General features: G+C 59.2%; 11 protein-coding genes, 2 pseudogenes and 1 riboswitch. Of the genes and pseudogenes, 8 read left to right on the top strand and 5 right to left on the bottom strand.

Going from position 1 to position 13,836, the window contains the following annotated elements:
• The first annotated feature begins 83 nt into the window (after positions 1-83).
• Positions 84-1,946, top strand: a complete 1,863-nt coding sequence (gene thiC / locus LKE65_RS02735; RefSeq protein WP_086646166.1) for a phosphomethylpyrimidine synthase ThiC — start codon at positions 84-86, stop codon at positions 1,944-1,946.
• 83 nt (positions 1,947-2,029) lie between these two features.
• On the opposite strand, the gene LKE65_RS02740 is transcribed toward thiC, so the two are convergent.
• Positions 2,030-2,560 carry a hypothetical protein gene (locus LKE65_RS02740; protein WP_086646167.1) on the bottom strand — a complete coding sequence of 177 codons (531 nt, stop codon included), beginning with the start codon at positions 2,558-2,560 and terminating at the stop codon, positions 2,030-2,032.
• A gap of 74 nt (positions 2,561-2,634) precedes the next feature.
• Here LKE65_RS02740 and LKE65_RS02745 point away from each other — a divergent pair, with 74 nt between their 5' ends.
• The 4 genes and pseudogenes from LKE65_RS02745 to LKE65_RS02760 form a co-directional block, all read left to right on the top strand.
• The gene (locus LKE65_RS02745; protein ID WP_278740366.1) at positions 2,635-2,994 is read left to right on the top strand and encodes a cupredoxin domain-containing protein; all 360 of its coding nucleotides are present in this window, start codon (positions 2,635-2,637) and stop codon (positions 2,992-2,994) included.
• Between the two features lie 3 nt (positions 2,995-2,997).
• The gene (locus LKE65_RS02750; RefSeq protein ID WP_086646169.1) at positions 2,998-3,822 is read left to right on the top strand and encodes an FTR1 family iron permease; all 825 of its coding nucleotides are present in this window, start codon (positions 2,998-3,000) and stop codon (positions 3,820-3,822) included.
• A 55-nt stretch (positions 3,823-3,877) separates the two neighbouring features.
• Positions 3,878-4,399 carry an iron transporter gene (locus LKE65_RS02755; protein ID WP_086646170.1) on the top strand — a complete coding sequence of 174 codons (522 nt, stop codon included), beginning with the start codon at positions 3,878-3,880 and terminating at the stop codon, positions 4,397-4,399.
• A 149-nt stretch (positions 4,400-4,548) separates the two neighbouring features.
• Positions 4,549-5,202: pseudogene (locus tag LKE65_RS02760) on the top strand (carbohydrate porin); the annotation flags it as partial.
• A gap of 184 nt (positions 5,203-5,386) precedes the next feature.
• Here the strand turns inward: LKE65_RS02760 and LKE65_RS02765 are convergent.
• Positions 5,387-6,772, bottom strand: coding sequence for an IS1380 family transposase (locus LKE65_RS02765; RefSeq protein WP_278740367.1), 1,386 nt, complete (start codon positions 6,770-6,772; stop codon positions 5,387-5,389).
• Between the two features lie 84 nt (positions 6,773-6,856).
• Between LKE65_RS02765 and LKE65_RS02770 the strand changes: the two are divergent.
• Positions 6,857-7,876, top strand: a pseudogene (locus tag LKE65_RS02770) (carbohydrate porin); the annotation flags it as partial.
• Positions 7,877-7,982: 106 nt separating this feature from the next.
• Here LKE65_RS02770 and LKE65_RS02775 read toward each other — a convergent pair.
• The 3 genes from LKE65_RS02775 to LKE65_RS02785 form a co-directional block, all read right to left on the bottom strand.
• A complete protein-coding gene (locus LKE65_RS02775; protein ID WP_086647334.1) occupies positions 7,983-8,708 on the bottom strand; it encodes a CbtA family protein in 726 nt (241 codons plus the stop codon).
• Between the two features lie 30 nt (positions 8,709-8,738).
• On the bottom strand, positions 8,739-8,957 hold the full coding sequence (locus tag LKE65_RS02780) for a CbtB domain-containing protein (RefSeq protein ID WP_095350652.1): 219 nt from the start codon (positions 8,955-8,957) through the stop codon (positions 8,739-8,741).
• 181 nt (positions 8,958-9,138) lie between these two features.
• The gene (locus tag LKE65_RS02785) at positions 9,139-10,746 is read right to left on the bottom strand and encodes a carbohydrate porin (protein ID WP_278741741.1); all 1,608 of its coding nucleotides are present in this window, start codon (positions 10,744-10,746) and stop codon (positions 9,139-9,141) included.
• 158 nt (positions 10,747-10,904) lie between these two features.
• A riboswitch (cobalamin riboswitch) is annotated at positions 10,905-11,127 on the bottom strand.
• Positions 11,128-11,293: 166 nt separating this feature from the next.
• Between LKE65_RS02785 and LKE65_RS02790 the strand changes: the two genes are divergently transcribed.
• Positions 11,294-12,244 carry a LysR substrate-binding domain-containing protein gene (locus tag LKE65_RS02790; protein WP_086647106.1) on the top strand — a complete coding sequence of 317 codons (951 nt, stop codon included), beginning with the start codon at positions 11,294-11,296 and terminating at the stop codon, positions 12,242-12,244.
• Positions 12,245-12,418: 174 nt separating this feature from the next.
• A complete protein-coding gene (gabT, locus tag LKE65_RS02795; protein ID WP_095350460.1) occupies positions 12,419-13,705 on the top strand; it encodes a 4-aminobutyrate--2-oxoglutarate transaminase in 1,287 nt (428 codons plus the stop codon).
• The last annotated feature ends 131 nt before the right edge of the window (positions 13,706-13,836 follow it).

Below are 13,836 nucleotides of genomic sequence, written 5' to 3' on the forward strand. Positions count from 1 at the left end.
CAACCTGTGCGTGGCGTTGCCAGCAGTGGTCGCGCTCCTTATTGACGGGCCTGTCCTCCTCGCGCCTGAGGAGACTTTGAAGCATGTCTGCCACCACCACACAGCCCACACAGGGCGGCAACCCCAAACCGGCCAACACGGCTGCTCCAGCCCCCGGGCAGGTCACCACTGGCCCTATCCGCGGGTCACGCAAGGTGTATTCCAGCCCCGACGGGCACCCCGACATCCGCGTACCGTTCCGTGAAATCGCACTCGACCCGGCTGCCAACGAGCCGCCCCTGCGGGTGTACGATACGTCCGGCCCCTACACGGACCACACCGCCAAAATTGATGTGCGCACGGGCCTGCCCAAGCTGCGCAGCGCATGGCTTGCCAAACGCAGCCTGACCGCCACAACCCCGCGCAGCATCCGCCCGGAAGACAACGGCGGGGCCGAGGGCAGCTATCTGGTCCAGCCCTGCCCGGCCCCGCACACAGTGCTCAAGGGTGCTGAAGGCAAACCCGTTACCCAGTATGAATTTGCCAAAGCCGGGATCATTACCGAGGAAATGATCTATGTGGCACACCGCGAAAATCTGGGCCGCCAGAAGGCGCTGGACGAAGCGGCCGCACAGCTCAAGGACGGCAACTCCTTTAACGCCGCCCTGCCCGAGTTTGTGACCCCTGAATTTGTGCGGGAAGAAATTGCACGTGGCCGCGCCATTATTCCGGCCAACATCAACCACCCCGAGCTTGAACCGGTCGTGATCGGGCGCAACTTTCTGGTCAAGGTCAACGCCAATATCGGCAATTCGGCCATTACCTCCTCCGCGGCAGATGAAGTGGAAAAACTGGTCTGGTCCATCCGCTGGGGTGCCGATACGGTCATGGACCTGTCCACGGGCCGCAATATTCACAACATCCGCGACTGGATCCTGCGTAACGCCCCCACCCCCATTGGCACGGTGCCGCTGTATCAGGCGCTGGAAAAAGTGGGCGGGGATGTCAGCAAACTGAACTGGGAGGTCTTCCGCGATACGCTGATCGAGCAGGCCGAACAGGGCGTGGACTACTTTACCATTCATGCCGGTGTGCGCCTGCAACACGTGCCGCTGACCGCCAACCGCGTAACGGGCATTGTCTCACGGGGCGGCTCCATCATGGCGAGCTGGTGCCTGAACGGCCACCGCGAAAGCTTTCTGTACGAACATTTTGAAGACATCTGCGACATCATGCGCGCGTATGACGTCTCCTTCTCGCTCGGTGATGGCCTGCGTCCGGGCAGCATTGCCGATGCCAACGACGCAGCACAGTTTGCCGAGCTGGAAACACTGGGCGAACTGACCAAGATTGCATGGGCCAAGGGCTGTCAGGTCATGATCGAAGGGCCGGGCCATGTGCCCATGCACAAGATCAAGGAGAACATGGACAAGCAGCTGCGCGAATGTGACGAAGCCCCGTTCTACACGCTTGGCCCGTTAACAACGGACATTGCCCCCGGTTACGACCACATTACCTCGGCCATTGGGGCGGCCATGATCGGCTGGTTTGGCACATCCATGCTCTGTTACGTCACCCCCAAGGAGCATCTGGGTCTGCCCGACCGGAATGATGTTAAAACCGGGGTGATCACCTACCGCATTGCCGCCCATGCGGCCGATCTGGCCAAAGGGCACCCGGGAGCCAAGCTGCGGGATGATGCCCTGAGCCGCGCACGCTTTTCCTTCCGTTGGGAGGACCAGTTCAACCTCTCGCTCGACCCCGATACGGCCTGCGCGTACCATGATGAAACCATGCCGCGCGATGCGCACAAGACGGCGCATTTCTGCTCCATGTGCGGCCCCAAGTTCTGCTCCATGCGGATCAGCCAGGACCTGAAGGAAGATGCCGCGCGCCTTGCGGGCATTGAACAGAAGAATGAGGAGTTCCGGCAGGCGGGCGGCAAGGTGTATGTTGCCGCCGAATAATGAATACCGGCATATAACTGCCTGAATATTTATAAATATGGAGAATAGGCTTGCCTGTTCTCCATATTTTTTAACAGCACCCGTTAAAAATAATGCCGCAGGAATACCTTGGGTGCGCTCTCTGTATTGAGGCACGAGAACACGATCACCACCACCCAGACCAGACAGGCGGAAAAGCAAAACACCTTGCACCACAAGGAAACTTTTTCGTCCCGCCCCTTCATGATCGGCCAGTACAGGGCCTTATGGCCGTACCACTCCAGCAGCCCCGACACGACCAGCGCCAAAAGCTTGGGCGTAATATAGGCGCGTGCGCCAATATGCACCGGATCGTAAAAAAACAGGGCAAAGCCCGTGAGCATGGCTATGGCATAGCTAATATGCAAAGGACGCAGCATAAAGCGCGAAAGCCTGACCAGTGCATCCCTGTCCATCTGCTGGACAACAGCAAGCGCGAACAGCAACTCCATGCCAAAAAACCCGGCCATGCTCAGAATATGCAGCATTCTGACCAGATAATGCACCGGCTGGAACCAGAAATGGAACGTCCGGCTATCGAGCGCCATAAGCAGGTCGGTTGGCAGACGCATAAAAGCCAGAGGATGATTCGACATGAGCTTACAATTCACCGATCGGTATAAACATTGACTTTAATAATGATTCTCACTAACCCAAACAGTCAAGACAAGTGGAGAATCAGAAAATGAAACGGCTTTTTGCGGCCCTCCCCCTTTTAACCGGGATGTATCTTTTTCCTCCCGTACAGGCTCAGGCGCAAACCGTTTTCCACCTTACACTCAAAGATCATCATTTTGAACCTGATCATCTGAGCGTGCCTGCTGGTGAACGGTTTATCATTGAACTGGAAAACCAGGACAGCACGACAGACGAGCTTGAGAGCTATGACATGAAATTTGAAAAAATTATTGTCCCCGGCTCAAAAATTCGTGTCCATGCAGGCCCCCTGCACCCCGGACAATATACTTTTTTTGATGACTATCACCCCGATCATGCCAAGGGAACAGTCACAGCAGAAGCAAAGCCGTAAACCATGCTTGGCAGTCTGATCATTGTTTTCCGTGAAGTTATAGAAGCCGGTCTGGTTGTTGGCATTGTTCTTGCGGCAACGCGGGGCATTGCCGGGCGCGGCTGGTGGGTAGCTGGCGGTGTGGCCGCAGGTGTAGCCGGCGCCGCCATTGCCGCAGCCTTTGCCGGTGCGCTCTCCACCGCATTTTCAGGCAACGGGCAGGACATTTTTTCCGCCGCCATTCTGTGCCTGGCCGTGCTCATGCTCTCCTGGCATGTCATCTGGATGGCCAAGCACGGGCGCGAGCTCGCACAGCAAATGCAGCAGATGGGTGCTGCCGTCTCCTCCGGCAGCCGTTCCCTTGGAGCCATGGCAACCGTGGTCGCCGTAGCCGTGCTGCGCGAGGGGATGGAAGTTGTCCTGTTCCTGTACGGTATTGCCGTATCCACCCATGTTGGCGCGTTTTCCCTGCTCAGCGGTGGCCTGCTGGGCGTTCTGGGTGGTGCTGCCCTGTCTTACGCCCTGTATCGCGGGCTGATCATTATTCCCTTGCGGCATCTTTTTGCCGTTACCAATATTCTGGTCTCCCTTCTGGCGGCTGGCATGGCCTCTCAGGCCGCGGCCCTGCTCGCATCGGATGACCTGATTCCGGCACTGGGTTACGACATCTGGGATACATCCTGGCTGTTGTCCGATGGCAGCCTTGCTGGCCGCACGGCCAAAGCCCTTGCCGGTTACACCGACAGGCCAACAGGGATCCAGATTCTGGTCTGGGGTCTGACCCTTGTATGCCTGCTGGTAACAGAACGCTTTGTGCGCACCCGCCCACACCCCTCCCCCTCACCATAAAACCCCACTTTTTCAACCCTGTGCCTTGAGGCACTTCTGATCATAGAGACCTGAAATGAAGCGTTGTATCAAAGCTTTTTCCGTTCTGACCGCCATTTCCGCCGCCTATGCCGCACCGGCCATGGCGCGTGAATACCCCGTTGGTGGCCCCGTGCAGGCCCATGATATGGAAATTGCCGCCAACTACCTGATTGGTGTGGAAATGGCCCCCATGCCCAAAGACATGGCCATGGGTGCAGACACCATCCATCTGGAAACCGACGTGCATGCAACTGCTGATAACCCCTGGGGTTTTGCCGATGGTGCATGGATCCCCTACATTGGCGTGGACTACACGCTGACCAAAAAAGGGTCCAACTGGAAAAATGAAGGCATTTTGCACGCCATGACTGCAAAAGATGGTGCGCACTACGCCAACAATGTCAAAATGGATGGCCCGGGCACCTATACGGTTGTGTTCCGCTACAGCTCGCCCGAAACCAACGGCTTCCTGCACCACACAGACAAGGAAACCGGCACACCCGGCTTTTGGGCACCGTTTACCGAAACCTTTACGTTTAACTACCCCCAGAAATAATCTTTTCTGATTTCTGGTGAAAAGGGCAGGGATTGTGCCAAATCCCTGCCCTTTTTTGTATTGCAGGGTTGCAATTAAAACATATTTAACTTATCCCCCATTCCCATATTAGTGTTTTTGATAATTATTCGCATATAGGATGCAACCCAATGTCAACCTCCTGTCTGGCGCCGCGCCGCACCCCACCGGGTAGCGGGCACAAAAGCAGAGCATTTTCAAAAACTGTTTTTGTATCACTTGCTTTATCCCTACTCTCCAGCACGGCCGCATTTGCGCAGAATGCGGAGACGCAGCTGGAGCAGGACCGCCGGCGTCTGGGCAATTCCGGCCCTCTGGTGTCCGAGGTTGACCCTGCCACGGTGCGTGACAGCATGCGCGCGGCAGAGGCGGCTGCCTCCAAGAATGATGAAGACCACCCCGACCTGAGCGACCACCTGCTGGGCAATATGTGGGGCGCACGTGACTGGATGGCCCGCCACGGCATTACGCTCGACATTCAGGAAGTGGATGAACTGTGGGGCAATACCTCAGGCGGCACCGCATCGGCAGCCGATGGGGCAAATGGCTCGGGCACCGGCCCGGCCTATGACGGCATGACCATGCCAACCCTGACCGTGGACCTGGAAAAACTCATCGGCCTCAAGGGCGGTATTTTCAATATTAGCGCACTCCAGCTGCGCGGGCGCTCGATCTCGCAGGATCATCTGGGCGTGTTCAACCCCGCATCCGGGTTTGAGGCAGACCGCTCCACCCGCCTGTTCGAGCTGTGGTACCAGCAGTCCTTCCTTGGCGGCAAGCTCGACGCGGATTTCTCACACTTGAGGCAATTTCGGGTCATTTTGTAGAATTCAGTCATCCCACAGGAGCCCGATCTGGAATATTGACGATATTCTGCTTCTGGCGGCGGGTTCTGAACGCAGTGAGGGTGTCACGGCCTGAGAAGGCAGTGTTGGTGGAAGCTATGTGGTCTGTGCACTGTCTGTTTCTTCAGATGGCCTGCCGGAGCCTTCGCAATCGTGCATGAGCGAGGGCGAATTCATGCTGACAGGGGAACATGTCCGGCATGGACAGGACAATCCGACGGACGCTGAGCGTTACACGTGTCGCGATTTTGAGCAGTCGTGCGCGTATGGTGCCACAGGTCGCCGCCTCCAGGCTGGTCTGGCCAAGGGCCAGTCTTTGCAGAGCGGTCAGCAGGACATAGGCAGCGGCCGAGAACCACAGCCGGAGCTGGTTGGCCCGGATGGTGTGGGACGAGGTCCTGTCTGAGAACAGATCCATCTGGCATTCCTTGATGCGGTTTTCCATATCCCCGCGTGCGCAGTAAATCTGTTCGTAGAGATGGCGGGGGTCGGACATTCCCTGCGGTAGCGTGGTGACAATAAAGCGATGATAGCGGTTGCCGTGGCGCCATTCGGCCTTGGCCACGACCCGCCTGCGGCGCGTCCAGCTGTCCTTTGTGATCCAGTCAAAGGAGGCGAAACCGCGCGCAGCTCTGCCTGTCGTGGCGGCTTCGTCACGAACCTCAGCGGACAAAGAGGCAATCCGGTCATACAGGCGGGTGTTGCCTGCAAGCCCGAACAGGAAGTCAACGTGGTTGTCTTCGCACCATGTCATCAGACTGTCCCGGGCGAAACCGCTGTCCCCACGCACCAGGATACGCACCCGGGGCCAACGGCTCCTGATCTGCTCCACGATCCGGCGGATGTCTGCCAGTGCTTCCTTCCCCGGGTCCCTGTCTGCCGTGCGCAGGGTAGCGCTGAGGAGATGGTCCCCGCAGAAGACATACAGGGGAAGATAGCAGTTATGGCCGTAATATCCATGAAAGGCGCGGCCTTCCTGATGGCCATGGATACGGTCATCGGTGGCATCCACATCCAGAACGATCCGGGCGGGTGCGTGCTCATGCTGGTCAAGGAAGAGCGTGACGAACAGGGTAGCCATGGCCTCATGATCAGCAATGATCCGACAGTAACGATCTGCCTTGTGCCCACTGCGCTCCAAGCGGTTCAGTGTAGATTTGCCAGCCAATGCTGCGCAGTTTGCCCGGCCTCCTGACAGACGGCCCGAGGCCAGACCCATGACAGGATCATGACGTAAAGCGTCATGGTCATTAAGGTCTTCATAGCCCAGTGCCAGGCCCATGATCCGCTGACGGACAAGGTCTTCAACCCGGTATTCCACAAAGGCAGGATGCCGCTCATCGCGAAAACATGCAGCAAAACGGCGACTGAACCCCAGACTATCATCGACCTGCTTTACCAGGATGACACCGCCATCCGAACTCATGCGACCCCCGTCAAAACGGGCTACAACACGCCGTCCATAGGAGGCTGGAAATTCATACGCGCCTGCGCTACACTCTGTCTGCATCGGGTTTTCTTGATGATTATGGAAATTTCTTTTGTGCAAAACAGACTTTTTCATAATCTAACCCGATGTACAACCCTTCCGTGAGATTTCCGCGTCGACGTCAAGATCGGGCAGCAGGATCTGGATACCGAATTCCTGATCAGTGATTACGGCAGCCTTTACCTCAACTCCAACTTTGGCTGGCCCATGGCGCCATCGGTCAACCTGTATGGGGGTGGGCCGTCCTGGCCGCTGGCATCCCCCGCCATCCGTATCCGCTACCGGCCCACGGACCAGTTTACCGTCATGTTTGCCGCAGCGGATGATAACCCGCCGGGCAACCGCTACAACTCCACCGCCATCCAGCAGGCCACAGGCTCGGATGCAGGGCAGACCAACGACCCGACCAGCCAGAATGCCAACAACAATGCCTCGGGCACCCAGTTCAACATGGGCACGGGGGCGCTGCTCATGACCGAGCTGCAATATGCCATCAACCCCCAGCCCGATGACATGTCCAAGGTCACCAAGGACCCCGGCCTGCCCGGTATTTACAAGCTGGGTGGTTTTTACGACACCGCCAAGTTTGCAGACTACCGCTACAACAAGAACGGGGGCTCGCTGGGAACAGCGGTGCTGAACGGCAGCACCAACCAGCGTGACCTGACCCCGCGCTGGGACCGTGGCAACTGGATGGTTTACGGCATTATCGACCAGATGATCTGGCGTCCCTCGCTCCAGTCTCCCCAGTCTGTGGGTGTGTTTGCCCGTGCCACGGGCAATGGTGGTGACCGCAACCTGATCAGCTTTGCCGTGGATGCGGGGATCAACCTCAAGGCCCCCTTCAAGGGGCGTGACAACGATACGGTGGGCGTGGGCTGGGGCATTGGCCGTGCCTCTTACGGGCAGCGCCAGTTTGACCGGGACTCCGGCACACACCGGCAGGGGAACGAAAACCATCTGGAAGTCACCTATCAGGCGCAGGTCATGCCCTGGTGGGTCATGCAGCCGGACTTCCAGTATGTCTGGAACCCTTCGGGCGGGATCCCTCTCTCATGGGGAGATTCACCCAAACGGATCGGGAACGAGGCCATCTTCGGCCTCCACTCCAGTATTACTTTCTAATCCGAAGGACGTGTGGCCTTGTTCAGGCAAAGCCATACGCTCCAACAAAAAGGGCCACGCAGTTGCGTGGCCCTTTTTTTATACCGGCATAAAGGCTGTTCTAGCGTTAGCGCGCCTGCGCACGCGGGGACTGCAACAGTTTTTCGGCCAGTGCGCCAAAAACCAGCCCCAGAGAGGACCACATGACAAGCTGCATGCCAATGGCTGCCTCGCGGAAGCGCCAGAGCACAATGGCGGGGAAATTACCCGGGACCTCGTTAATGTCTGGCAGACCGAACTGCGCCAGAACCACAAGGGCCAGCCCCAGGGCAATGCCGCACAAGGCCGCGTTCCAGCGCCCCAGAGATGCCACCAGCGCCCGACCGACCAGCAGCGAGATCATGGAAATGGCAATGGCAATCCCCACCATGGCAAAATACATGGCTGTACGCAGGCCAATAGTTTCCTCCAGCCCCACAGCGGGTGGGTTGGGCGGATATTTAAGGTCGGGGATAAGGACAAAGGTTAAAAAGCCAACACCCGCAAGCAGCAGCGCCAGTACGCGCGGGCTGGACAGGTTCAGGCGTTTGTAAGCCAGAGCAAACACAATGGCGAACGCGCCACCATAGGCCGCACCATACATGAGCACTGCGGTCAGCAGGCCATAGGATGCCTGCACCGAGCGGCTGACCAGTTCGGGCTCAGGCGCGATACCTGCTGCGGCGTCCTGTGCGGATTCAAAGGCAATGGCCAGAGCCACCTGTGGCTCGCCAAACAGTTTGGCAAACACAAAGGTCAACAACGCAGCCACAATACCCGCGACCATGCCGCGGGCGAGAAGACGACCAACCATGAGATGAGTTCTTTCCTGACGCCTAGTTATTTAATGGCAGGGGAAGCCAAGAAGGTGGCGGCCGTCATGCACGAATTCATGCACGGAATGGCCAGAAATAAGGGAAGTGGCACCCTGTTCCGCACCCACAAAGTAAATCAGCAGTGCTGCCATGATCAGGCCGAACACGCCCCAGGGCAGAATCTCACGCAGGGGAATACCCGCATCGGCCACCAGTGCGGGGGCATTTGTATGAACGGATGTGTTCATGGTGTTATCCTTTTCTTTCTTGGCAAGGTGGCACAACGCAAAACGTGTGCGGGTCGGTCAGAAAAAACTGCGTACTCTCATGGTTGTCGTGGGTGCATCATAGAATTATGGCATCACACGGCAAGAGTTTTAACCGACGGTCCGCCATCCTCCTGCGTCATTCCCCCTGCCTGCTGGGTCATTAGAAAGTAATACTGGAGTGGAGGCCGAAGATGGCCTCGTTCCCGATCCGTTTGGGTGAATCCCCCCACGAGAGGGGGATCCCGCCCGAAGGGTTCCAGACATACTGGAAGTCCGGCTGCATGACCCACCAGGGCATGACCTGCGCCTGATAGGTGACTTCCAGATGGTTTTCATTCCCCTGCCGGTGTGTGCCGGAGTCCCGGTCAAACTGGCGCTGCCCGTAAGAGGCACGGCCAATGCCCCAGCCCACGCCCACCGTATCGTTGTCACGCCCCTTGAAGGGGGCCTTGAGGTTGATCCCCGCATCCACGGCAAAGCTGATCAGGTTGCGGTCACCACCATTGCCCGTGGCACGGGCAAACACACCCACAGACTGGGGAGACTGGAGCGAGGGACGCCAGATCATCTGGTCGATAATGCCGTAAACCATCCAGTTGCCACGGTCCCAGCGCGGGGTCAGGTCACGCTGGTTGGTGCTGCCGTTCAGCACCGCTGTTCCCAGCGAGCCCCCGTTCTTGTTGTAGCGGTAGTCTGCAAACTTGGCGGTGTCGTAAAAACCACCCAGCTTGTAAATACCGGGCAGGCCGGGGTCCTTGGTGACCTTGGACATGTCATCGGGCTGGGGGTTGATGGCATATTGCAGCTCGGTCATGAGCAGCGCCCCCGTGCCCATGTTGAACTGGGTGCCCGAGGCATTGTTGTTGGCATTCTGGCTGGTCGGGTCGTTGGTCTGCCCTGCATCCGAGCCTGTGGCCTGCTGGATGGCGGTGGAGTTGTAGCGGTTGCCCGGCGGGTTATCATCCGCTGCGGCAAACATGACGGTAAACTGGTCCGTGGGCCGGTAGCGGATACGGATGGCGGGGGATGCCAGCGGCCAGGACGGTCCACCCCCATACAGGTTGACCGATGGCGCCATGGGCCAGCCGAAGTTGGAGTTGAGGTAAAGGCTGCCGTAATCACTGATCAGGAATTCGGTATCCAGATCCTGCTGCCCGATCTTGACGTCGAGCTTGCCGCCAAGGAAGGACTGCTGGTACCACAGCTCGAACAGGCGGGTGGAGCGGTCTGCCTCAAACCCGGATGCGGGGTTGAACACGCCCAGATGATCCTGCGAGATCGAGCGCCCGCGCAGCTGGAGTGCGCTGATATTGAAAATACCGCCCTTGAGGCCGATGAGTTTTTCCAGGTCCACGGTCAGGGTTGGCATGGTCATGCCGTCATAGGCCGGGCCGGTGCCCGAGCCATTTGCCCCATCGGCTGCCGATGCGGTGCCGCCTGAGGTATTGCCCCACAGTTCATCCACTTCCTGAATGTCGAGCGTAATGCCGTGGCGGGCCATCCAGTCACGTGCGCCCCACATATTGCCCAGCAGGTGGTCGCTCAGGTCGGGGTGGTCTTCATCATTCCTGGAGGCAGCCGCTTCTGCCGCGCGCATGCTGTCACGCACCGTAGCAGGGTCAACCTCGGATACCAGAGGGCCGGAATTGCCCAGACGCCGGCGGTCCTGCTCCAGCTGCGTCTCCGCATTCTGCGCAAATGCGGCTGCGGGCAAAAGCACACCAGCAACACCTACGGACTGGCACAAAAGCGCCAGACGCCAGAGCATACGGGCTGTTTTTTGTAAAAAAATCATGGAATCAAGCCTGTTTTCCCCACCCCGGAGCGGGGCGTGCTGTTGAATGAAATGCGCGTATGGGAAAAAGGGCCGTCAGGGATAAAGTAGCATGGTCGAGCATCCATCTCCGGCACCCCCGTCCGGCGATCAAGGCATGAGCGGCAACGGCAGGTCTCCTGACTTGCGGATCAACGCATCGGGCCCAACCTTCCCGGTTGCGGGGCAACCAGTGGCAGCGATGCACAACACCGCTCGGGCCAGATACTCTCCGCCTACAGTTGCGGGGGCAGTCGCCGACTGATCTCCCACAGGGGGAGAATACGGCATTCCCTTTTATTCCGCTTGCGCGGGACCGTTGGCTATAATGAACTGCGCAATAGCCTATATTTTAACCGATTTGCAACGCAAAAACCCCACCCACGCGCCATACCGCCCCAACATGGCCAGAGGCAAACATGGGGCAGGCGCTTGCTTTTTGGGCCATTTACCCTCCAATGGCGGGCCAGCCACCCCGGACATGACCCAGCACACCAGACCCATGGACCCACGCTACCGTATTCCCCCCCTGTCCGCCCTGAACGCCTTTGTCGCCTTCGCCCGCACGGGTGGCATCCGGCGGGCGGCCACGGAGCTGCGCGTGGACCACGCCGCCATCAGCCGCCATATCCGCGACCTTGAACTCTCTCTGGGCATCACCCTGCGCGACAAGACCACTGGCGGGCTAACCCAGGCAGGCCAGACCTATTACGACCGCATAGCCCCCCTGCTGGACGGTTTGGCCACGGCCACGGCAGATATGCGCAACCGCGTCGCCCCCCTGACCGTGACCTGCGTGCACGGGTTTGCCTACCACTGGCTGCTGCCCCGGCTTTACGCCTTTCGCAAACTGCACCCGCACATGGAGGTGCAGCTCCGCTCGGTGGATGCCAGTGCGGCCTTCCACATCAGCGGTGTGGAATCCACCAACCATGCCCAGATCGGCTATGTGCGCGATGGCAGCACAACGCCAGAACCACGCACCATCCGGCATATGGCCATTGCCCGCCCGCCGGTTTTTCCCGTCGCATCTCCCCAGTGCATTCAGGCCCTTGGCGGCCAGCCCCACACAACCGAAGACCTGCTGGACGCCCCCCTGCTGCATGAGGAGGACGATACGGAATGGCGGCGTTGGTTTGCAGCACAAGGGGTTCAGGCCGCCACCATTCCCACCGCAGGCAGGTTATGGCAGGCCCATATTACGTTGGCCGCCGCCCGCGCGGGGGAGGGTATAGCCCTTGGCAACCCGTTTTTGCTTGGTGATGACCTGCTTAGCGGGCGGCTGGTGCGCGTGCAGCCCACACAAACCCCACTCAAGGCCACACCGCTGGGGGCCTACGTGCTGCGCGCCTCCGAACAGATGTGGGAAAAACCCTCCCTGCGCACCTTCCGCACATGGCTGATGGAACAGGTTGCGCAGGAGGCGGACACCCCCCTGCCCCCTCCGGCATAAACTGCCAGAAGAACGGGTCTGGCGCCGAAGGATCGGGTGTTGATTTTTCATCACCACCCACGCACCAAAAAAGCGCCTCCCCGCGTGCAATAAAACCACTTACGGAACGAACATGTTTGTCCCGCCCCAAACACGGGCCGGACCATATGACCGCCAACCGGAGCCAAACCTGACATGAGCACCACCAACAAAGACCTGCTGGCCCGCCGTAACAACGCCGTGCCGCGCGGGGTTTCCACCTCCACCCCCGTTTTTGCCGACCGGGCCGAAAACGCGGAGCTGTGGGATGTGGAAGGCCGCCGCTACGTTGACTTTGCAGGCGGTATTGCCGTGCTGAACGTGGGCCACCGCCACCCCAAGGTGATGGCTGCGGTGGCAAAGCAGCTCGAACGCTTTACACACACGGCGTTTCAGGTTTCGGCTTACGAATCCTACATTGAACTGGCCGAAAAGCTGAACGCGCGCGCGCCCTTCTCCGGCCCGGCCAAGACCATTTTCTTCACCACGGGTGGGGAAGCAACCGAAAACGCGGTCAAGATCGCCCGTGCCGCTACCGGCCGTAATGGCGTGATCGCCTTTTGTGGCGGGTTCCATGGCCGCACGCTGCTGGCTTCGGCCATGACCGGCAAGGTACTGCCCTACAAGGCACCTTTTGGCACGCTGCCGGGCGAAGTGTACCATGTCCCCTTCCCCGACCATGACATTACGGTGGAAGACAGCCTGAAAATGCTGCACTTCCTGTTTGCTGCCGATATTGCCCCGAGCAATGTGGCCGCCATTATTATTGAACCCGTGCAGGGCGAAGGCGGGTTCCGTGTAGCCCCCACAGCACTGCTCAAGCACCTGCGCGCCCTGTGCGACCAGCACGGCATTAAACTGATTGCCGATGAAGTGCAGAGCGGCTTTGGCCGTACCGGCAAGCTGTTTGGCATTGAACACTCCGGCGTGGAACCGGACCTGATCTCCGTTGCCAAATCCCTTGCAGGCGGCATGCCGCTCTCTGGCGTGATTGGCCGCGCGGACCTGATGGACAGCGTGCCCCCCGGCGGGCTGGGCGGCACCTATGCCGGTGCACCGCTGGCCTGCGCCGCAGCCCTTGCCGTGCTGGACGTGATTGACGAGGAAAAACTGCTCGACCGCGCCAATGCCATGGGCGAACGCCTGAAGGCACGCATTACCGCATGGCACAAGCGCACGGACATGCTGCCCATCAGCATGCCGCGCGGTCTGGGCGCCATGATCGCCTTTGACGTTCTTGAACGCCACGCAGGTGTGGAACAGCGGGCAGGCTTTGCCTCCAAGCTCTGCGCCAAGGCATGCGAAAAAGGGCTGATTCTGCTGGCTTGCGGCGTGCAGGGTGCAACCATCCGCATTCTGACCCCCCTGACCGCATCTGACGCGCTGCTTGATGAAGGGCTGGACATTATTGAACAGATCCTGATCGAAGAAGCCAAAGCCTGATCAGCTCCCCTTACGGGGCTGAACCTGCGGCAAAAGGCGGCTCTCCTTCCCCCACGGGGGCGGGGGAGTCGCCTTTTCTGTATGTCCGGTCACGGGCGGTTGCCTGCACGGGTCAGCCGGGGTCATAGTCA

Origin of the sequence: Acetobacter fabarum, assembly GCF_022483405.1 — a bacterium.
GTDB lineage: Bacteria > Pseudomonadota > Alphaproteobacteria > Acetobacterales > Acetobacteraceae > Acetobacter > Acetobacter fabarum.